Below are 23152 nucleotides of genomic sequence, written 5' to 3' on the forward strand. Positions count from 1 at the left end.
TTATAAATGCACAAATTAATTAAAATTTTGATTTTGTACATTATGTTAGTTAGTAACACAGTACAAGGTTCTACAACAAACTCCTATCCCATTTATAATCCTAGTGAATATGCAGTTGTTTTTTTCTTTACACCTTCTTGTTCATATTGTCATCTATTTGCACCAACACTTAAATCGTTTGCACAAAAAAATGGTTTAACCGTCTATGCATTTTCTTACACAGGTGAAGGGATACCTGGCTTTGAGGTTCCAATTCCTATTACTCCAGAAATTGCTAGTAGTTTTTTTGACAATCCACGTAAAGCAGTCTTACCTGCAACGTTTTTCATCAATGTTAATAGCCGTAAGTCTGCCAAGATGACAGTTGGTAATGTTACAGCGAGTGGCTTACAGCAAACATATGATCATATTAGAAACGATCCTGAAGTCATAAGGGCATTGCTACCATGAAAAAACAATTCATAGCAATTACATTACTTGTTACATCAATATCCGTAAAAGCTGATGTAAATGGGTCATTAGGTAGTTTCTGGGATGGTATGGGATATTCAAATGTTACCTATCCTTCAGCATATAAAGGTCAGTCAGCAAACTACTATACAGCCGGTAATTTGTTCTTAAGAACAAAGAGTATGACTATTCAGCCATTAAGCGTAGAACTTCCGAGTATGGGGGTGGGATGTGGTGGTATTGACCTTTTTTTAGGTGCATTTTCACATATTAATTCTGACCAATTGGTTCAATTTGGTAAGTCCGTTGTTTCTAATGCTTTACCATTTGCAGTGGATCTAGCCCTTCAAACTTGGGCTCCAAGTATTAAGCAAATTCGAGACCATTTACAATCGATTGCTGATAAATACCTTAATCAATCAATCAGTTCGTGTGAAGTTGCTCAGGCCAGTGTTTCCGGACTTGCCGGTTTTGCCGATGTCGGCAGCCAAAAGTACATTTGTTCGACTATGGGGACACAAAACAATGCCTTTGCTGATTGGGTCGCGGGACAACATGAATGCGGAGCCGGGGGTCAAGGCGCATCTCAATTAAAAAAAGCTAAATCTAACAGTACGTTAAAACCTATGGTTAAGAATAATCTCAATATTGTTTGGTCTAACATAATGAAAGATAGTTATTTATCTACAGATAAAGACCTGGCAAAGTTCTTAATGGCAATATCAGGAACTATTGTCTATGACGCATCTGGGAACCCTCAATATTATTCTTCATTGTTAGCCCATAATAATAACCTTGTACAATCTTTATTAGTTGGTGGCAAAGCAAATGTATACAATTGTTCCAACGATTCTCCTGAACAATGTATAAAAGTTTTTGTTAAAGAAATTGTTATCCAACCAGAAAAAGCATTACAAAACAGAGTATATAAACTGATTCAATCTATTGCTGAAAAATTAATAAATGATCAAGAATTGAATGATGAAGAAAAATCGTTCCTTGAATATACACAAATGCCAATTTTGGCTTATATACGAGATACACTGAAGGCTGGGCAATCACCTAATATTTCAGCATATGCAGCTGCTATTAGTGTAGAACATATATCGACTTATCTTCGAGGTATGTTAAAAGTTGTCCAAACTGCATTGTCTAACACAACAAACGATCCTAAAGATATTCACAAAATAGAAACTGGTATCATTGATTCGTTTAGATATATTGACGGTTTAGAGAAAAAGGCCGTTGACGCAATAATTTCTCAACAAGAGTTAGTTAAAAGGCATATTGAATTACGACGTCAATTGGAAGGCATGTTCTCAACTCAAGCACGTTCAAACTTACAGTTTGGAGGTTAATAATGACTTTGGATATTTATAATTATACTAATGGTGATGTTGCTCAAGTTATTTTAAATGCAATTGCAACATTCTTTTATACTGAAAGTTTCTCAAGCTTGATTCAAATCAGTGCAATGTTTGGTGTTTTGGCTACATGCTGTCATTTCTATATCAAAAAAGATGTTAATTCGATACCAAAATGGGCCGCTGTATATGTTGGAGTTCCTCTTTTTTGTGTTAGTACAAAAGTCGGTGTACAAATCATTGATTTAACAGATCCATCCGGTAATTACCAGGTTGCAAATGTTCCTGCAGTGTTAGCAGTACCAGCTCATATTGGAACAACGTATATGTATGGTGTTACTAAAACTATCGAAGATATTTTTCATTCACCAAATGACCAAGCATATGGAAAATCAGGGATGTTGTTTGGTTCAAAACTATATCAACTTTCACGTCAAAGTCAGATCGATGATTCCTCATTAAGAGGTCAATGGCTACATTATATGCAAAGTTGCATAATTGATGATATACAGTTAAATGGTAAATATACTTGGCAACAACTATCTGATTCACCAAACATATTCCAATTTTTAAAGGATCATAGCCCTTCCCCACTACGAAGCATTGAAATGGGGCCAGAAAATTTTGTTACCTGCAAGGATGCCCTTCCAAAGATAGAAAGTGAATTTACCAAAAAAGCTAGTAATGCGATTAGATTAATTGCACGAATGACATTTTCAAATGTTTCTCCTGATGATAGTACTAAGATTCAATCAGGCTTGCATGATAGTTATAAAACTTATTATGGAATCAGTAAATCCGCATCAGATATAACTTCACAAAATATGGCAATAAATGCCTTAAGAAATGGATTATCTGATGGTGCTGCATTAAATAACAATACGGCAGCTGCAATCAATTACGCTTATACTCAAAACAAAATGCAGACAACATCGATGTGGGCAGGAATGGCGTTACAGGCACGTGAATTCCTGCCTATGATGCAATCTATTTTATTTCTCTTACTTTTGTGTATGTCCGTTTTAGTTATACCACTTGCTATGATACCGAGTATGACGAAAATCGTCTTAGCAAACTTTTTTAAAGGATTCATTTATTTAGGCACATGGCCAATTTTATTCTCTTTAATAAATTTCATTATGACAACCCGCTTATCTTTAAGCACTAATGGTCTAACAGACATTTATGGAGGAATTACGCTTAGTAATATTGATCCCGTAGCTGAAATGCATTCACGCACTGCGACTATGACCGGATTTTTGATGATGAGTGTACCTGTAATTGTTGGAATATTTGTTAAAGGTGTTTCAACTCTTATGGGCAGTGCTTATCATCAATTTGCTGGTATGATGAATAGTGTAAACAGTCGTACTTCCGCATCTGTCGCCAGTGGTGATGTAAATTTAGGAAATGGACAAGTTGATAACTTCTCATTCAATAATATGAATGGGAATAAAATGGACACATCTGCATTAATGAGAGATAAGGGTGTCTCAATTCAAAATGAAACCGGCGGCCTGACAACTACGTTCAATAATGGACATCAAGTTATGGATGGTAGTGCAGCTATATCAAGGGGTCTTGGATTTGATTTAAATAGTAAAGAAGGGATAACAAAAAGTCTCAGGACAGCAGCTAGAGATAGTGTTTCTCAAGCTGAAAATCATAGAACTGCCTTCAATCAAAGTCTTGATAATGGTTTTGACCAACTCACTCAGTTTAGTAACAACGAAAGTAAAAACCTCAGTTACGGTGATACAACATCTAATAGAGAAAGTGCACAAGCGTCTCAAGCTGCAAGTACCATGAATAGTACAGTAAAGGATTATGCGAAATTGCATAGTATTTCTGAAGAAGAAGCTTACAGTAAGTTAAGTTCTGTTTACTATGGTGCATCGGGAGGTGTAGGAGTAAATTTTGGCCTTTTTGGTGCTTCAGGCAAAATTGGCTTAGAAGGCGGTATAAAACAATCTCATGATTTAAAGACATCTGAAAGTGAAAGTTCATCTGAACAAGAAAAACAATCTATTCAACTCCAAAATCAATTCAACAAATCCGCTAGCATTATAGAAAATTATGATACTACTGATTCAAGTTCCGACACTAGCTCTAAAAACGATTCTGCTTTGATGTCAATCAGTGATAATTTCAGAAATACTAGATCTTTGTCAGCTTCAGTATCAAGTGACTTAAATCAAGCACGTACTTTTGACCGTGCAGCAGATAATGTTCAGGATGCCAGTAACAGCGTTAATTTCAATCTAATGCCTGATTTTCAAAAATATGTTATGGAGCAAAATCCAGACCATTATCAGGGTATAATGTATGGTTCAACTGAAGAGTTCAGAGAGCAGAGAGCAGGTTATATTTCACAGTTTTTGGAAGACCCAGAAGTATTAGCTAAGCTTGAAAAATACTCAGATCCTTCACTACCTCAAAGTAAGAATGAAATTCTTTCTGAATATGAAAGAAATGTTCCTAATATGGGTTTAACGTCATCTCAAAATGACGCAGTTGACTTAGCAAAAGATGAATTTGACAGACAACATTGGGGTAATTCATTAATTCTTAATCAAGAAGTAGGATCAAGTGATTATTTCAAACAAGAAGATTTTGACCAACTTAGAAATGATCATGATGACGCCATGAAAGAAACTAAACAAAAAGTTATAGATGCATCTCTATCTACAAATGAAGTACCTGATTTATCAAAAGATAGTCGGCATCAAGATGACGATACTCAAGGAAACACAAAAAACCATTTAGATGAGATTGGAAAATACTTGCCGCACGGACGATATAGTTAAAATCTTCTAAAACATCAATTCAATTTACTCAAGCCCCTATTGGGGCTTACTTATTTTTTTAGAAAATAGTTTGCATTTTTAAAGGAGAAGAAGTAGCTCCTAATCGCAAGTGTGACCACGCAAAAAACTGCCCATGACATAGCAAATGGAATTATATTATCCGGCCTTGCTGGCAATAAAATGATGCAAAAAAATATCACCAATGAAATAACTTTGTAAAACACATCTTTTTTTGCAAATGATATAACATGATCAACTTGCTCATTGTAATCTTCACTACCAACACTAGACTGAGGCTGTTCAGGACTGCATGCACCTAAAATCTTAACAACTTCTTCGTCAGAGAAACCTGAATTTTTTAGCTGTTGTATGGTTTGTGAAAGAGATAAATTTTCATTTTGCAAATTTATCTTTTTCATGGCCATAACCATAGCCATTATCGCATTATTGTTAGATGAATTATCCATCTGAAACTCTTCCTTATTGTTTATCCTCTATGAATAGTATAGCATATGTAGGTAGTACACAAGTACTACATGACCCATTTTTACTCACTTATTTCTAAGGAAATGCAAATCATGAAAAAAATCCTTACAACATCTATTTCTCTGTTTTTCCTAACAGTCTCAACTATTACTAATGCAGTCAGCATCAATACACATTTCAATTCTATTAATAATGATGACCCTGATATACGGCAATCAGCGAGTGCATATTTAAATGGTTTAGTAGACACTAGCATCTATTTTAATGCAGCATTAAAAAATCAATATAATATAAATCTCTTCTGTATGCCTGATAATCAAAAGTTAAACGCAAGAACATTGGGAAAATTAATAAAAGAAACCTATAAAAATGATATAAAGTTTGATGAAAAATCACCTCATATGAACACAGCTATGATAGCAGTTATTGGATTAATCAAAAATTACCCTTGTGATGGAGAGTATAAAAAATGAAAAAAAGAAGACAAGGTAATAGTTATACACGTGGAGGACAAATTACCTTTCACAACTTAACCATGTTCTTTCAAATTAACAGCCGCCTCATCAAATGGATGATGTTTTTGATAGCTGCCCTCACTATAGGAATCACATATTTTTCTCTAGATCAATCTACTGTTATAGGAAGTATTTACTTTTTGAAATACAAGTTCATTTCAACAATACAAACCAGCGACCATATTGTTTATACTGTTTGGGATGGTGTGACATATCAAAGCACACTTGGCGTACAGTTGCAAAACCCAGTATTTAGTGAGGCATTTTCTAAATTAGTGTTCTCTATTCAATTTAATTTTGCCATCAGCCTAATTATAGGTATTATATTATTTCATTTTGCGATGAGATATTTTCAACGAAAAGGTGATGAACATACTGAAGAACAATTTATTCGAGGCATTCAGATAACCACACCTCAGGAACTTGAAAAAATACTAAAGAAATCAAAAAAACAATCTGACTTTGCCTTAGATAATTTGCATATACTTAAATTAAATTTTGAAGTTCAACATGTTTTGTTAGAGGGGACTACCGGCGCAGGGAAATCAGTTGCATTAAGAAAGCTTGTTAGGTGGATTCGTAAACGTGGAGATAAGGCTATCATCTATGATAAAGGATGCACTTTTGTTAGTAAATTCTACAATTCTGATACCGATGTTATATTAAATCCATTTGATGAACGCTGCGCTTATTGGGATACATGGTGTGATGCCCTAGAACCTTCAGATTTCGAAAATATGGCTTCGGCATTAATTCCTATGCATGGTGATGGCGATCCATTTTGGGTTCAATCGGCACGAACGATTTTCACCAGTACAGCCTATAAAATGGTTAGCGAGCCAAATCGTACAACAGAACGGTTATTAGAGCTTATGCTTACTTCTGAACTTGAGTCTCTAAGTGAGTTTCTTAAAGGAACTGAATCTGCGTCTCTGGTTTCGGATAAAATCCAAAAAACGGCAATTTCAATAAAATCTGTTCTTGCTGCATACGTTAAATCTTTACGCTTTTTGGAAGGGCTCGACCAAAAAGATGAATGTAATAATCTTGTACGTAAAAGATTTTCTATTCGGGACTGGGTTAGAGATGATGAAGAGAAAGGCTTTCTATTTCTTTCAAGCAATGCTCAACAGCATGCGTCGCTAAGACCCCTGATTTCAATGTGGCTTTCTATTGCTTCAACAGCCATTCTAGAACAATCTGAAGACCCCGATAGACGAATTTGGGTCATTATGGATGAAGCACCTAGTTTACATAAGCTTCCAGAGTTAGCAGAAACGATTGCTGAAGTACGAAAGTTTGGAGGTTGCTATGTAATTGGAATTCAATCATATGCTCAGTTAAAGAAAGTCTATGGAATAAATGCAGCACAAGAAATTTTTGATTTATTAAATACACGGTTTTTCTTTCGCTCTCCTTCGAATGAAATGGCTAAAATTTCATCACAAGATCTTGGTGAACAAGAAATTGATGTTTCACGCGAAAACTACAGCTACGGTGCTCACTCTATGCGTGATGGTATATCCCTAGGACATGAAACTAAAACACGTCCTGCTGTAACAGCTTCCGAAATTATGCAACTAGATGATTTGGAATGCTGGCTTAGAACACCAGGGAACTACCCTATTACAAAACTCAATCTTCAATTTGATAAAATGACATCTTTGTGTGCTCCTTTCATAAAGCGTGAGTTTTCGAATTCTGAACGTATGAAGGCAATTGAACAAATGCTTACATATTTTCAAATTAGCGCTATAAATCAATTAGATGAATCAGAACAGAAGAAATTACTTGGCTTACATCAAGCAATGTTTGAATCTGATGAAGAACGGGATGCAGAAGAATCAAGAATGAAAGGATCAATCACAGACCTTAATGATAAGATCAATTCTCAGCTTATAAAATCTGATGAGGATACGTCTACTTCGATGGATATTTCATCTCAAAATAGTGATTCAGCTAAGCAATCAAGCAATCAAAATGAAAACAAAAATAATACAAGTCACAATTTATCTGAAAGTGTTCTTAGAGAAGAAGAAAATTTAATTGATTTTGACATATACAATTAATACAAAGCCCTCAATGTTCAAATTGAGGGCTTTCTAAACTTTAGAATATAAATGGAAAATATATTATGCTATCTCTTAGTCCTATATCGCAAAGTGCAGGTGATGCAGCTGCATACTATTTGAACGAAGAAAAGCAACATAACCTGCCTGACGTATCTTTACAAGTAGAACCAAATAAGAGCAATAACTATTATTTAAAGGAACAGAGTAGTCAGCCAAATTCACAATGGTTTGGGAAAATTGCAGAACGCGAAGGGTTGTTAGGTAAACCCGTTGAGGAGAAACAATTAGAGGAAGTTCTTTCTGGTATCTTAAATCAACGTACTGTCCACGGAAAACGTGAAAATCATCGTAGTGGCTTTGATCTTACTTTCTCTGCACCTAAATCCGTCAGTACTCTCATCCTAGTAGGTGGTGATAAACGCTTGATGGATGCTCACATTGATGCTGTCAAAGAAACGCTTTCACAACTAGAAAAAGATGTTGCTCAACTTAAGAGCACCGGAAAAGACGGCCAAACTGAATTTGTTAATAGTGAAAAATTGTTGTTCGCTCTTATTGGTCATAAAACTAGTAGGAATGATGACCCACAAGTTCATACCCACTCTTTGATGGCAAACATGACCGAAGACGAAAATGGAACACTCAGAGCTTTAGCTTCCTGTATCAAACAAAAAGGTGGTGTCATCAACGGTACAAGTGAAAGAATATATAATCACCAAAAGTACTACACTGCGCTTTATCAAAGCTCCCTTTCTCGAAAATCAGTTAATTTAGGATATTCAATTGAGTCGATCGGTCATAATCAGTTCGAAATAGAAGGTGTTCCTAAGGACTATCTGGAAAGCCAATCAACACGCAGTAAACAAATCAATGAACACACTCACGAGTTGGGTATTAACTCTCAAGCAGCGCGTGATATTGCAGCAAAAGGTACTCGTAAAAGCAAGACATATACCAGTGAAAATGTACTAATCCAAAAATGGCAATCTGATGCACACGCACACAATTTTGATATCCAGGCGTTTGTTGCTTCAAGCTATAAGAATGCTCGATCTCTATCAGATAAACCTGAACTCAAAGCTGCAGCAATCGAATCATTACAGCGTGCCATTGAGCACCATAGCGAAACCAAAAACCAACTAAGTTATGAAAAGCTCATTGAGTCTGCAACATCAGAATTTACACGCGGTGAAAAACTTGATCTCATCGATATCAAGTTGGCTGCTGACCAGGCAATCAAAGATGGACAATTGCTCCCGGTTAATGAAAGCCGTTCAATGTTCACGACTCAAACCATGATTGACAACGAAAAGCTCCTCATCGCTAGTACCCAGGGGCAGGTTCGTAATTTAAAGACAATAGTGAATGACAAAAGTTTGGAACAGTTGGAACTTAGTAAGGATAACCAGGATAAAATTGTCAGCGTTTTTGAGAGCCGCAAGCAGACGAATGTCATTAATGTATTTGGAAATAGTCAGCAAATTGCTCGTTCTCTGCTGCACGTTGGTACTGATAGTGGTCTACGTGTTCATATCATTACGCCTGATAACTACTCTAAACAGCAGACTGCAGCAAATGTAACCAGGCAGGCTTTTACACCATTACAGTGGTTTAAAAACATTTTTCGTCCAGAGCATACTCACTCAATCAACAACCTGGTACGAGATGACACAACGCCTTACTCTCAACGTGATTTATTTGTAATTGAAGCTGCCAATAAACTTGGTGTGAAAGACACTCAAGCTCTTATCGAAAAAGCTCAATCCAGCAAAAGTAAACTAATTTTTCTAAACCATGCCAATAGCAAACAAGGAATGAAAGCTGGCAATGTTATGGAAACCCTGAAGAAAGGTAACGTGAACGAAATTAGTTGGGTTGATACAAAGCAAAAAACTGCGGAACTTTATATCTATGAGAAAAGCGATCTTGATAGAAACCAAGCGATAGCAGATACCTTATGCAACCTATCGGACAAATCAACTGCTCAAGTTCTAGCCGCGACTAATAAAGATGTTTCTGAACTCAATTCAACTATACGTCAAACACTCCAGAGAAATGGCGATGTTAGCCGTCAAGGTGTCACTATTAAAACACTCAACCCAGTTTTTCTTACTGATGCTCAACGTGAAACAGTAAATCACTACAAGAAGGGTATGGTACTGAGTGAATGGATTATAGAAAGTGGTCGAAATGTTAAACGAGACTTCATTGTAACTAATATCAACCGCAAAGATAACTTGCTGACAATATCAGATAGCCAAGGAAAAGAACAATTTATTAATCCTAATGAACGTGCTGTAAAACAACGTAATTTTTCAATCAATCAACCAGGATCAATTGAAATTTCCAAAGGTGATCAGCTTCGCATGAACAGCAATCACTTCAAAACAAAACTTCAACAAAATCAATCATTAAGTGTATCCAGCGCTACTTCTATGATGATTATCTTAAAAGACACTAAAGGGGAAAGGTATATAATTAATCCATCAAATCTCGAAAATGCCCCCTTAAGTTACGATTATGCCAGAATTTTTAGTAAGGCTGATAACACAAAAAACCACACTATCATCGGAATGAAGTCTTACGTTGCTTCAAAAGAGTTAATACATGATTTGAATCATAGTGATTCCAAACGTATTGATATTTTCACTGATAGCGGTGAAAAACTTGATAAACAATTAGAAAAAAGTGATATACGACCGAGCGCAATTCATCGCGTTATGCAGGCTACACAGAACACAGAAAAATTCATCAATCATCAAACCTATGATGCATTACTGAATGATGTCAACGTGACTCTATCAACTTTGAAAAATAACTCTTACGATAAGGGACTTATAGCAAGCGCTGTACAATATGCAATCAGTAAGGTTTCTGAAAAAGAAGCTGGATTTACTCAAAAGGATTTGATCACATCTGCCATCGAATTTGCTTTTGAGGAAAAGGGCCAGTCCATTACTAAAGATGAAATCATTAAACAGCTGAAACTATCTGAGAATAATGGTCAATCACTTTCAGCTGAATATCACGATGGCACGCGTTGGACGACTGCTACTGCTATTGAAACTGAAGAAAGGATCATTGACAGACTAAAGGCTGGAAAAAACACACAAGTCCCCCTTGCACTCCCTGAACATGCAACACAGTTTCTTGATACTCAAACCCAATTAACAGATGGCCAGAAGGATGCCATTCACTTAATCACTACAACTAAAGATAGATTTATAGGGATTCAAGGTTTTCCTGGCACCGGTAAATCAACCATGCTCTCAACAGCTATCGCTCTTACAGAGTTCAGCCAAGCAAACAATTTCAATACCAAGTTCATTGGTTTAGCCCCAACTCACACGGCTGTAAACGAGTTGAGGGAAAAAGGTGTGGAAAGCCAGACAGCACAATCTTTACTTAGCAATTATCAAAGCGGAAACCTTGATGCCGGCGCATTCAAAAATACAGTTTTTTTGCTCGATGAAAGCTCTATGACAAGTAATAAGCAAATGGATCAATTTACCGAATTGGTGGAAAAAACCGATGCGAGAGCCGTCAACATTGGTGATATCTATCAGCTATTGTCCCAAGAAGCTGGTAAGCCGTTCGAGTTGGCAATCCGTTACGGTCACATTGATAGTGTTGTAATGAAAGATATCCTTCGCCAAAAAAGTGCACCGACCCTACTAAGCGCTGTTCATAACGTGATCGATCGTCAAGCAGAAAGTGCTATCGAAAAAATTACCAATCAATCGGAGTTTAGAGAGTATCAATCTCTCGGTGAACCAAAAAATCAGCAACAAGCGCAACTTTTCAAGCAAGCAGAACATGACCAAACTTTCAATATTGTTTCAACACTCAAAGAAACGGGAAACCCCGCTCAAGACAAAGTGAATGCTGCTGAGTCACTATCTGAAGCTGTAGCCCTGGAATACCTGGCAAGGACTCCAGCTTCACGCGAAAACACACTTATCATTGCTTATACTAACCAAGAACGTGATCAAATTTCTTACAGAATTAGGCAAGGATTACAGCAACAAGGATGCCAAGGAACAGAAAATATCATGGTACCTCGATTACGAAGCATTGGGGTTGAAAAGACAAAAATGGCAACCATGATGCCATATAAGCCTGGATTAATCCTGAGAACTGATAAGAATAATTATGCATCAATATCGCATGTTGATAAAGATAATAAAATTGTAACAATAGCTGACCTCAGCACAGGTAAAGAACGCCCGTTCTACCCTCTGAATCATGACCATCGGTTTACTCAACTATGGACACGCACGGAACAACCTCTATCAAGCCAGGACAAAATCATGCTCCGGCAGACTGATAAGGACAGAGGTTGGGAAGGAAATAAAGAATACCAGGTTCAATCAATCGATACTCAGAAAGTAATACTGAGTGATAGCAACGGTAAGAGACTGAGCTTGTCAACTAATAATATTAAGGATTCACATTGGGACTACGCATACACCAGAACAGCGGACATGTCTCAGGGTGCGACGTATAACAATGTCATCACTTCTATCAAAGGAAAAGCAATATTGACAAATATTAGACGTGGTTTGATTGATATATCACGAGCAAGTAACCACGTAAAAATATTTACAGATAACCCCAAAAACTTAATTCGATCATGGATAAACAATGAAACCAACAAGCCATCAGCAATAGAAACAAGAGATAAAATTTATCCTGAGCATCAAATTTTCTTCAACGATAAGCCATCCGCTGCTGATAACCCAAAATACCAAGACATCAATGGTATCCTCAATCTACGTCAGATGGGACAGGTGATAAACAATGAACTTGCAGCTTATACTGAATCACTTTCTGTACAGCTTTTAGGACAGTATGATCAGACAAAATCAAACCGGGATATGCTCATTTTCCAAGGTGACAAAGGCAATGTTCAGGTAAATCTTACAGGACAATATAGAGGCCAATACAGAGACTGGGGAACTGGTGAGCACGGAAGCCTCGTTACTTTGATGATGAACAAAGAGAACTTAAGTTACAAAGAAGCACTTTTCAAGGCTGATAAAATCATTGCTGATCCAGAATTATTCAATTTACAAGCGAACCCAATCCACGATGATCTAAAAAATGTAACTCCATACAAACAAGGCCAGCTAGAAGCAAAAGCTATTCAATACTTTAATGCCGGAAGTAGTATCAAAGGAACTTTAGCAGAAACATACTTATCAGATGTTGTCACGGCTAAAACAATAGATGAGTCAAATCTAAGGTTTCATAATCACGTCTATTCATCTGAAACACGTAAAACCTATCCTGCTGTTCTGGCTCCTCTACTAAACAGTAACAATGAAATAAAAGGCATTGAGATAACATATCTCAATTCAGAAACAGGTGGCCTGGCAGAACTAGATATACAAAAACGTGTTCTTGGAACAAAATCTAGCAATCATATACCAATTTATGAAGGAACAAATGCTGATTATTCAGTAATTGCTGTTGGCATTGAAAATGCCCTGCAGGTGCAAGATGGCAACAAAGATCAAGTTGATATAATTTCTGTACCGACTAACAATGACTGTAGAACCATTGATACAGAATTATTACGTGAGAATGTTATCCTTATACTTAACCAGGAGAACACACCTATAAACGAAAATCTGATTGATCACATTACAAGCCGCATTGAAAGGGATGGTAAAACTCTAAGCATTATTGATAGTGGCGATTTAAATAATTCTCAACGTACTCTCAGTGAAGCCATAAAATCAACAATAGACAGTATGGCACATCAAGGTGAATTTAATTCACGATTCTATGACGCATTGAACGATGATATCCAAATAACCCATGGAATCAGCACAAACAACATAGGAAAAGGTTTGATTGATAGTGCCACTGACATTATTCATAACGACAAGACATTGATTCAGGATATGTCCTCAGTTACTTTTGATGACAAGAGCATTGAAAAGGACACCTTACACAATACACCGTCATATGATAGAGGTGAAAAAACAAGATAAATAACTGGGGCTTTATGCCCCACTTTTATTTCCTGATAAAAAATCCTCTACTTCATGTTCTGCTCGATCTTTCGCAATCTTTTTCCTTTCTATTGCTACTGGCTCAACACGCTTATAACTAAACTCATCAAATGTTTGAAAATATATATTATCTAGCATTTTTGAATTCAATGAGCTAACCCTCAAAATTTCCTCCATGAGCTCCCTGGTTGTAACACCTTCATTAGCCTCAGCATGATCAATCACACGCAAGGCAAACTCAATCAGTGCTCTGCCAGCCTCTGATCTCGACTTCAAATTCTCATCTTCTTTGTAGTTATCGATCCGTTTCAATAGCTTTGAATCTATCCCGCTAATCTGCAAAACATCTGGACGGCCCATAGCCATTCTCTCTCTTAAAAGATCTAACTAAAGACACACATTATACATGAAGCCTATCAAAACAGAAGTACACGCGTACTACATATAAAAAATTATTTATTAAAAATCAATGATTTAAATTTGTAGTACATAGCACGGGGAATGTACCCACATTACTTTAAACCATTGAAAAATATATAAATAGTACTTATTTAGTACAAAATTAGTACTCATGTAGTACGTTTTTAGATGAACAGAGTTACAAATTTATAAAATTTGAAAATTGAAATTTCACTACAGGAACAAATGAACTAATCCTTAAAAAACAATAGGTTAAGACGCACAAACATAAACCATCTCGGCTTGCCGAGATAGCGTGGGGTGTAATCAAAAGTAGTGGCAGAATCAGCCGCAGATCCAGGGGTTAATAATTTTGGGCTCTATGATGGCCATGAACCGGTAACTCATGTGAAGGCAGTTCGATTGCCGCATGAAATCGAACTCTACATAGTGCTGTGGCGTTCTGATTGTTATTTATGAATTACGCTCTGAAGGTGTTTGTACGGCAGAACCAGACCGTTATAGAACGGCTATTTTTCTAACATAAAAACTGCATCAAAAAGGATTTAAGTTTTACAAAAAATAAAAAAAGCCGCCTTAACATAAGGCGGCTTTTTAGATTATAAATTTTCATTCATTTTTTATTTACTGTTGATTATTTAAGTTACCCTTAAGACCGAGACCTATTTCTCTTTGATGAACCAATTAAACCTTTTGATTGTGGGAATAAATTGGACATAGCTTCGAATATCTCTTTACTCTCATTCCGTACTGAAAGAGAAATTTTATTTTTGTTCTGAATACACGAGTCAAATTTTATCCTTGAGCTCAGTCTTCGTTCATTTACCATTTTACATAGTAAAAACCACTATCTTTAACTTCAGATCCTTTTTGTCTACACAGAATTTTTTCAGGTAACATTTTAAATTTTCATTTTACCCATAACTTTTTTATGCTTGGCAAATAAATAATATGTGCTCATAAAATTGATAGATTTTCAAGTATGGAATTTGTTTTACATTCTTACACATCTTTGTATAGAAAACTCGAAAGGGACGGTTTGGCCGTCCCTATATAAAATTAAGCTATAAACCTTCCACACGAAAAACTTGTCGGCTTTTAATTTTTTGAGAACCATGTTTATCTCTTATTTCTGTCATATCCATTGACAATCGATTTCTTGATCTGTATTCCTCAGGTCGATAATACCATGCCTTTTTTTTACCTGAATAGAAAAGGCCGATTCCAGAATTTCTACCTAATTTGTCTTTATGTCTTTTTGTTTCACCTGTAACCCAAATCCAGTTTCCACATACTTCAATATTCAAACCATCCAATTTGATTAATTCATTCAAGATCTGATGGAATTCATTTCCGTAATCATACGCATGTGCATCACTCGCCATTGTAACAGTATCACCTAATGATTTTAGATGATCATAAGCTGCATTTATTACTACCATCATCTCAGCTCCAGCAAGATTTCGATCTGGGTGATACTTGATAGATGCAATTTTATAAGCCTTTTTTATCTCCGCTTGAGTTACGGTCCCTGATAAATTTAAGACATTCATGGCTTCTGTTACGTTCATTTTTCATCCTTTCGGGTCATGCCCAGATGGGCTTATAGTTTGAATTTGATATTGATAGAATGCATCAAAAATCTAGCTCAAGTATTTAATAGACAATCCAATGTCTCTATTTAATTTTGAGCTTGTATCTAACCGAACTAATGCATTAGCAACGGTTTTATTTCCTGATTCAATATCAGGGAGCACAAGAATTTATGTCACTATATTCATCATTAAATCTCTACAGGTTAAATCACCCATGTAAAAATGATTTTTTTTGCCCGTTAATCAGATATAGTTTGATAAACATAAATTTGAACTGAAGGATTGTTGAAACAAATAAAAATCCTATGATTTCGTTTAAGCACTCCCGATGGTGTATATTATACACCTTTTGGTTTTTTAGTACTAGTTTTTACAAACAACATTAACACTTATATATTCAATGAATATCTCAATAAAATTAGTTTTTCAATATTTGTTGTCGATGAGTAATTAACCTTATATTTGAAAAAATTCAAATATTTAGTGAAAAATATGCAAATGAAGTACGTTAATCATAACCTCTATTTTCTTCATCAACTAAAAAGTAAATGTTCGTATCGTTTGAACAAGGAGCAACGAGCGGTATGATTTATATAAATGCAAATGCCTTCTATGGCGAGCAGTGCGAGCCATAGAAGGCGGAGCGCAGCGACTGTGCGATTAAATTCAACTGGTCGCATATAGTAACGATACAAGATGATTTTGATGGTGTCCCCCCCCCATCCTGTTAAGCCAGCGCCGCAGGCATGCAATCTCTGCGTGTTGTCAGTAACATGACTGTCGAAGACAAAAGGAAGAATCAGCGAACTTGAATAAAGATTTATCATTCACCATACTGAATATGTATGCATAATGTTTTTTTTAACTGAAGACTATTATTTGGTTATTTACCAGGTACAGCTCAATCTTCACTTCGCTTTCTCATTCCTATTCACATAATCTTGAGTAGATACTCTCTAAATCGTAATTTAGAGAAATAGGCAAGCGATAGCCGAACGTAGTGAGGGAAGGACTGGCTGCCTGGAACCTAGAGCCACAGCGAGCTTGCTCGCTTAAAGTGGCTCAGGTTAGCGGCAGGAGGGGCGAAGCACCGAAAGGCCCGTAATCGCCCAGGTCAGCAATTGGGATTAACAATGGTAGTTTGAGTTCAGGACAAAACTTGGCTTCTGGCCGCATAAAATTAGCAGCCAGGACCAGGTAACATAGTTCACACTTCCAGCAATGATAGTATTACCAAAAGACTCTGAATTTAGCTTAAAGATCGACGCAATTTGAATTCTAGTTAGCCCAGTATGTGAATGTTTACCGATGAATGAACACAGTAACCATGGGGGCGGAACACTAAAATCTTTTGCTTCGCAGATGTATTTTTTAGGGACATCACTTAAGTCAGCATTGATAATATGACCGACAATCATTTTTTCATATGTCAGTAATACTAAAAACGCCCACACAGCATACGGAATGTTCGATTGCTTTTCTGTTGTCACTGTGTAGTGTTCTCGCCAGCGTTTAACAGACCTCTGATTCACACCAATTTTCTTACCAATGTCATCGTCGTGGATGCTGTGTCGATGTGCAAAGTCAGCTAAAATTTCAGCTACTTCTGAAACAGTTGGTCTTACCCATTCTCTTGCACGAGTAAAACACTCCTGACGAATTGCCATAAAGTTACCTAGAATGATTTATGATTCTTGCTGCGGCCATGTTCTGCCAAAGGCTTGCAAAACACGACTTTCGAGTAAATAAAATGCTAACCAACCTTTGCGCAATGTTGATTCTTCACTCCAATTTCCATTTTTATCTCGATAACCAACCTTGATTAAGCGCATCTTTTCTAGTTCCTTGCCGACTTTGCTAACGTTCGAGTTGTGACCTTTTAAAGAACATCCTTCAGCTAAAGTAAGCTCAGAGATCTCTGTTTTCAACAACCACGTATTTGCATGCTTCAGATCGGCATTATCCACCAAGGCCAGGATTATTTTTAATGCTAACTGTGGTCGAGGTGACTGTTCAAGTTGAGAGAATAAATCTAATAATTTCATTAGCTTAGTTATTTCCTATTTGACACCTGCTCGTTTAAAGCTTTTTTTAACCACATTTCTGTTTCACTTGTCTCATCAAATTGTGCCGGTAATAATGCTATGTACTTTTCAAAACTCAGATTCGGAAAAGTCCGAATATACAAATACGAAAAAACTGCCCACTCAATAGGATTTGAGGGCAGCCATCCTGATTCAATACAAAGACATAATGCAGATTTACAGGCCCACAAAGGGGCCGTGTTATTTTTGCACCAACCTGTCATAAGCTCCCCCTTAACGGGAGAGCGTGGTTTCACAATAGATTTTCGTATTGCATATTGAGTAAGTTCATAAGCCGCATTTGCTGGGCTCATTTCAGATAAGAATGACCATTTTTTTACAATCAATGAGCGATATGACGCAACCGTCTGAGAATACTCAAGATCCCGCATACTTAACTCCCATGACCTTACAATCTTCAATTGGCAGTTCAAGCACTCCATAAGTCATTTGTACTGATACTGTCTCGCCGTTCGGGTCAATTCTATCTGCTAAGAGGAAGCCAATATCCCCATCAATCGCGACTTCAATGCGCAACTCTAGTTTTTTTTCTATTTCACCAGGCTCATGCTCGTTATGAGTTTCAATCGCTTCATATTGATTTTGCTTGTTCTGAATCATTTCAGTACTGCTTCTACTCTCAACCTCTTTCCGCTGAGGAGTAGGCGCTTGATGTTGCTCTTGTTCTAAAGTTCGTGGCTCGTTTTCAGTTACAGGCTCGTTTTTGTTTTCCACCATTGGATCTTGATTCAGTGGTTTTGACTTAACGGGTGCTTTCAAGCTGACATGAAAAGAACGAGCATCACCCCGGCTAATACCATCTTTTGAAATGGATTGAATGAAATCAGTTGTTTTTGCCGCATTAACCTCATAGGCTTTTCGTAATGTGTTTAGTGTATCTGCATCATTGACAACTGCTCGCTCTGACAGCTGACGAACGCACTCTGGCAATTTCATCAGTCCCAAATGTTGGCTAATGTATGAAGAACTCTTATTCACAGCCTTCTGAAGTTCAGTCCGGTCTAACTTATATACCGTTTGTAAACAAAACAACGTTTCTGCGATTTCTAATGGTGTAAGAGGTGCGTTATGAATATTTTCACTCAACTGGCCAATAACTTCTCTTGCCTCATTGGAGGACGGTTCACGTACAACTATGTCAACATACAGATCACGCTTGGCAGCAGCACGCCAGCGGCGCTCACCTTTTTGAATGCAGTAACCTTTTTTATCCCGAGGTGATACGGTGATAGGGTGGTGTTGACCATCATCGACCATTGAAGCGCCGAGCTCATCAAGCGCTTCTTCGTTAAACTGTTTCCGTACCTGTACAACAGAGTACAACTCGCTATGATGAACCCGGATCACAGCTTTTGATTGCTGGTTCAAGATAGAGGCGACAGTACCTTGAGGCTCATTTTCAGCTAGCGTTTTTCTTAACGCTTGTAAACCAGGTTTCTTTGCCATTATTTAGTACCCTCAATCCGCTCCAGAAGTTCATCTGTCAGAGAATTGAATTGCTCAGCAGAGACTGAGTTTGGAGCGTACTCAAAGACAGCTTTTCGAGCATCTATCGATTCACCAATTACAGTGGATCGATTAATATATTTTTCAAACATTAGATTTCCAACAACGTCGAAAATCTTTTTATAATATTTAGCTTGTAATTTAGTAATTGGGTTTGCGCATTTATTTGCATATACACCTATAATTTTCAAGTTTGGGTTGTACATGTTCTGGATACGAGCAGCCTTATCCAGCTGTTTGCCTACACCATCAGCGCTGTAATCTTCAAGCTCTGTAGGAATCAGTAAATAATCAGCGACAACATGGGCTGCAGTTTGCAGGAGGGTAAACGAAGGCAAGCAATCGATCAGTATGAAATCATACTCAGGAGCTAATGCCCGAATTTTACCCTTGAACTCCATAACCGCATCAAAAGATTTCGTTTCGATTTCTGAAAGGTGGTCACTGGCAGCAAACATATGAAAATTTTCATTAATGATAAGTGGTTCAGAGCCCTTACCTTCCAAGTAAAGCTCATGAGTATTTGAGATCCCCGGAGTCATAGCCCCAGTTGAGCTGGCTTGAATGACAGATATTGGTTGCTGCTTCACATCACCTAAAATAGTTTTTGAGGCATTCGCTTGCGGATCATTGTCGATTAACAAAACCCGCTTCCCTCGATTTGACAAGATGTAAGCGAGGTTGATACTTGAAGTACTCTTACCGACGCCACCTTTTTGGTTGGCGATACTAATGATTGTAGACTTAGACATGCAGTGCTCCTTTGAGTATGGTCTTCATTAATTGTGCTTATCTTATCAACCTCACAATACATAGTCAATAATGACTATTTAATTTTTTATCCTTCGTCCCTTTTTATACTCGGGTAGTAAACTGCAGGTATTTTTGATTGTGTGAAAGATAGCCAGACAGAAGAAAGGGCCGTAAGGCTCTGTCCCCGAATAGGGTTAAGTGTCCGCCTAAATATAGAGCCCAAATTTAGCATGCTAAATTTATATTTCAGAAATCTCACAGCACTCATCAAGTCGGTTTTGTAGGGGGATGGATAACCATTAACCCGGATAGTGACCCGAATGGGCCGAACCCCAACCAGATGCGTAGCGACTGGTTGGGGTTCGGTTTCACTAAGCGATACAAGGGACGGGACGGCCCGCAGAGGAGCTAGTGAAATATAGCCGGATCGAAGAATGAGCCGTGAAGGGGCCTGGCCCCTGAGGGGGTCATAGTTCCTCCCAAAAAAGCAGCTGTACCAGGCACCTTCTTATCATTAATACATTTTGCTGATTTCAGTGACAGAACCGGCTTCACATTTTGTGCAAAACTATAGAGCTAAGATTTAGCATGCTAAATCTTATTTTTCCTGCACGTGAGGTCTTGTTGTTCGCTCTTAAGCGAACAAATAAATAAGCTGGCCCAAAGGGCCAGCTTTCTTATTGCTTTAACAGTAAGCGTAGGAGCTGAATCCAGGCGCTTACGCCAGCGAAAGAAACCGTGAAGATGAGTGCCTTTCGCTTAACTTTAATGAAGATAATTTCTTCCTTAATCTTAACAGTTTCAACCTCAATCTTCTGAATTTCTAGGCGAATTTTTTCGCATTCCAAATCCTCCTTATTCTGATTTTTCATAGGAATCCCCTTTGGGCATGCACTAGGCGGTATGCCATCGTTGCAATTCGTAAACAGTGGGAGCGGGAATGCCTGTCAAGGTATGCTTTACCGCCTTGACAGGCATTCATGATTCCACTACGAATTTTTTAGCAACGTTGGTATTCCGCCGCAGACACATGGGGAACTAAAAATAACAAGGAGGATTTGGAATGCGTCGCCTAGAAATAAGCTGAGGACGAAAGTGTGGCACATAGAAATTATCGTGCATTAGAAATTGGACAGCACTCATCTAAACGGTTCTGTAGCGAGAGGGATAGCCATTAACCCGGATAGTGACCCGAATGGGCCGAAACCCATCCAGACGCGCAGCGGATGGTTGGGGTTCGGTTTCACTAAGCGATACAAGGGACGGAACGGCCCGCAGGGGAGCTAGTGAAATATAGCCGGATCGAAGAATGAGCCGTGAAGGGGCCTGGCCCCTGAAGGGGTCATAGTTCCTCCCAAAAAAGCAGCTGCATAGGCAACTGCTTCTCATTAATTTACTAGGTCGATTTCTGTGACAGTACCCGCTTCACATCTTTGTTATAAATCCACAATGCATTTTCTGTCAGCTTACGTACCCACGGTTTACCATCGCGTTTTGGGCTCCAGAAAAAGCCTTTTGACTTGAGAAACTTTCGGGTCTCTTCATCAGGCTTATCTTGAAACTTAATCGCGATCCGGTTATCAACTATAGAAACCGAAATCCCATTTCCAAAATCATCATTAATTTTTCCATCATTTGAATCGGCCGCAGAAAGATTTTGTATTGTTGTAATGCGTTTTGACACACGCGCTATTTCACTTGAAAGATTGCTAAATGAGTAAGCACTAAACGGAATAATTTTACCTATGTGGTTTGGCGTGATTGTTTCGTGGCCTGCGTCGTGGGTCAATCCAGCACGTTCAACCAGCTCAGAGACACATGCATTTTTTTGATTTTCGGTCATGGTTTCCAAATTTGTGTTAGACGGAAAATGCGATCTCACAATTTTATTAATCAACTTCATCGTCTCGCGTGACTCTGTTAGTTGAGACAGCTTTGTCTGAAGTTTAAGTATCGCTTCCGGGTCATCAGATTGAATAGCTTTGCCATCACCATATGGTAGGATGCTTTTCATTAAGCTCTTAACTGAATTATCACAATATAACTGGATTTCATTATATCGTGCATGGGCGGTAACCTGATGTCGCTGATTCTTAGCCACAGGGAAATTCGCAGGGCCACAGATCGCGCTTGAAGCACAGCGAGATTCGGCTGACAAATAGCTCTCAAATTTCGCCTTGAGAGCTTCACGAAACATAACAAACCATTGTTCGATCCTATGCTCCCAGTTTTCAGTGACAGTTGCGCCTCGATGGCGAGCATCAGTGATCTTTTTCTTAATCGTATCCCGCTGACCGGTTAATCGGCTTGAATATTCAACTTGGATATTTAACGCAAAACGTTCAGGGCTAAAAACCTGATTGCTAAATGCATGGCAGGCTGTTTCAAAACTCAGATCCTCCAGGAACAACTCAAAATCTGGATTTTCTTTAATAATGTTTGCTTTCTGTTCTGCAATAGTCGTTTGCATTTTTCACTCCTATGAGTATGGCAAATTGCCTGCTTTTAAAAGTTCTGGCACCTGGAACATTACCAGGAACCGCTCAAAATCAATATTCTATGCGATCATGAATTGATATTGGGTATTGGCAGACTTCCCGCCGAAAATGGCTATCTGATGAATAAGCAAAGTTACCGCCAGGTTTTCCCTTAATAACTTCTCCGTCTACATCCAGTGGCGAGGCATAGACATATTCCTGTGAACGGTTCGACAGCCGTGTTAAAACCAAGATATTGCCGGGATCATGCTCAGACGCACTGAATGCCCCAAGGTTTGGGTTTTGAAGGTCTATAAGCAGAAACTGAGTCTTTCGACTTGAAATGCCGCCTTTACTAATGTCAAAGCTACGCTGCAGAGTATGCACTAATAACCCTTTGCATCGATTGATATTCATGACTCTCTCCTTTGAGAATGGCGTTTAGCCAACAGTCCTAAAACGGGTCTGCTTTAAGTGTCATCATTATCTCAAACCCACCATATGTGGTCAATATTGACTACATATGGTGGGTTTGACGGAGGTTGCGATAAAGCCTATTAATTTAGCATGCTAAATTTGGCC

General features: G+C 37.9%; 17 protein-coding genes. 6 read left to right on the forward strand and 11 right to left on the reverse strand.

Going from position 1 to position 23152, the window contains the following annotated elements:
- The first annotated feature begins 6 nt into the window (after window positions 1-6).
- From trbB to traG, 3 genes are read left to right on the forward strand one after another with little or no spacing between them, the layout of a single operon-like run.
- Complete coding sequence (gene trbB, locus ACYP03_RS22590) at window positions 7-450, forward strand: type-F conjugative transfer system pilin assembly thiol-disulfide isomerase TrbB (RefSeq protein WP_459782204.1); 444 nt, start codon at window positions 7-9, stop codon at window positions 448-450.
- Window positions 447-1808: a conjugal transfer protein TraH gene (locus ACYP03_RS22595; protein ID WP_459782205.1), complete on the forward strand. Its 1362-nt coding sequence runs from the start codon at window positions 447-449 to the stop codon at window positions 1806-1808. Before trbB ends, ACYP03_RS22595 begins: the two co-directional genes overlap by 4 nt.
- A gap of 2 nt (window positions 1809-1810) precedes the next feature.
- Window positions 1811-4621: a conjugal transfer mating-pair stabilization protein TraG gene (gene traG, locus ACYP03_RS22600; protein WP_459782206.1), complete on the forward strand. Its 2811-nt coding sequence runs from the start codon at window positions 1811-1813 to the stop codon at window positions 4619-4621.
- A gap of 50 nt (window positions 4622-4671) precedes the next feature.
- On the opposite strand, the gene ACYP03_RS22605 is transcribed toward traG, so the two are convergent.
- Window positions 4672-5088: a hypothetical protein gene (locus tag ACYP03_RS22605; RefSeq protein ID WP_459782207.1), complete on the reverse strand. Its 417-nt coding sequence runs from the start codon at window positions 5086-5088 to the stop codon at window positions 4672-4674.
- 111 nt (window positions 5089-5199) lie between these two features.
- On the opposite strand from ACYP03_RS22605, the gene ACYP03_RS22610 reads away from it, so the two are divergent.
- From ACYP03_RS22610 to traI, 3 genes are all read left to right on the forward strand, one after another.
- Window positions 5200-5580, forward strand: a complete 381-nt coding sequence (locus ACYP03_RS22610) for a Rap1a family protein (RefSeq protein WP_459782208.1) — start codon at window positions 5200-5202, stop codon at window positions 5578-5580.
- Window positions 5577-7691, forward strand: a complete 2115-nt coding sequence (traD, locus tag ACYP03_RS22615) for a type IV conjugative transfer system coupling protein TraD (protein ID WP_459782209.1) — start codon at window positions 5577-5579, stop codon at window positions 7689-7691. Before ACYP03_RS22610 ends, traD begins: the two co-directional genes overlap by 4 nt.
- 65 nt (window positions 7692-7756) lie before the next feature.
- Entirely contained in the window at window positions 7757-13693 is a 5937-nt protein-coding gene (traI, locus tag ACYP03_RS22620) for a conjugative transfer relaxase/helicase TraI (protein ID WP_459782210.1), read from the forward strand.
- A gap of 12 nt (window positions 13694-13705) precedes the next feature.
- Here the strand turns inward: traI and ACYP03_RS22625 are convergent, their stop codons facing one another.
- The 10 genes from ACYP03_RS22625 to ACYP03_RS22670 all read right to left on the reverse strand — a co-directional run bounded on the left by ACYP03_RS22625 (window position 13706) and on the right by ACYP03_RS22670 (window position 22987).
- Window positions 13706-14080, reverse strand: coding sequence for a hypothetical protein (locus tag ACYP03_RS22625; protein ID WP_459782211.1), 375 nt, complete (start codon window positions 14078-14080; stop codon window positions 13706-13708).
- A gap of 1118 nt (window positions 14081-15198) precedes the next feature.
- Window positions 15199-15705: a J domain-containing protein gene (locus tag ACYP03_RS22630; protein WP_459782212.1), complete on the reverse strand. Its 507-nt coding sequence runs from the start codon at window positions 15703-15705 to the stop codon at window positions 15199-15201.
- Window positions 15706-16856: 1151 nt separating this feature from the next.
- Entirely contained in the window at window positions 16857-17396 is a 540-nt protein-coding gene (locus ACYP03_RS22635) for a hypothetical protein (protein WP_459782213.1), read from the reverse strand.
- Between the two features lie 18 nt (window positions 17397-17414).
- Complete coding sequence (locus tag ACYP03_RS22640; protein WP_459782214.1) at window positions 17415-17774, reverse strand: hypothetical protein; 360 nt, start codon at window positions 17772-17774, stop codon at window positions 17415-17417.
- A gap of 8 nt (window positions 17775-17782) precedes the next feature.
- Window positions 17783-18205, reverse strand: a complete 423-nt coding sequence (locus tag ACYP03_RS22645; RefSeq protein WP_459782215.1) for a hypothetical protein — start codon at window positions 18203-18205, stop codon at window positions 17783-17785.
- Window positions 18192-19280, reverse strand: coding sequence for a ParB/RepB/Spo0J family partition protein (locus ACYP03_RS22650; protein ID WP_459782216.1), 1089 nt, complete (start codon window positions 19278-19280; stop codon window positions 18192-18194). The genes ACYP03_RS22645 and ACYP03_RS22650 overlap by 14 nt, the downstream gene beginning before the upstream one ends.
- Window positions 19280-20092, reverse strand: coding sequence for a ParA family protein (locus ACYP03_RS22655; protein ID WP_459782217.1), 813 nt, complete (start codon window positions 20090-20092; stop codon window positions 19280-19282). The genes ACYP03_RS22650 and ACYP03_RS22655 overlap by 1 nt, the downstream gene beginning before the upstream one ends.
- 678 nt (window positions 20093-20770) lie before the next feature.
- Window positions 20771-20965 carry a hypothetical protein gene (locus ACYP03_RS22660; protein ID WP_459782218.1) on the reverse strand — a complete coding sequence of 65 codons (195 nt, stop codon included), beginning with the start codon at window positions 20963-20965 and terminating at the stop codon, window positions 20771-20773.
- Between the two features lie 524 nt (window positions 20966-21489).
- The gene (locus ACYP03_RS22665; RefSeq protein ID WP_459782219.1) at window positions 21490-22563 is read right to left on the reverse strand and encodes a hypothetical protein; all 1074 of its coding nucleotides are present in this window, start codon (window positions 22561-22563) and stop codon (window positions 21490-21492) included.
- Window positions 22564-22642: 79 nt separating this feature from the next.
- Window positions 22643-22987, reverse strand: a complete 345-nt coding sequence (locus ACYP03_RS22670; RefSeq protein ID WP_459782220.1) for a hypothetical protein — start codon at window positions 22985-22987, stop codon at window positions 22643-22645.
- Between the last annotated feature and the right edge of the window lie 165 nt (window positions 22988-23152).

The organism is Photobacterium sp. R1 (assembly GCF_054600795.1).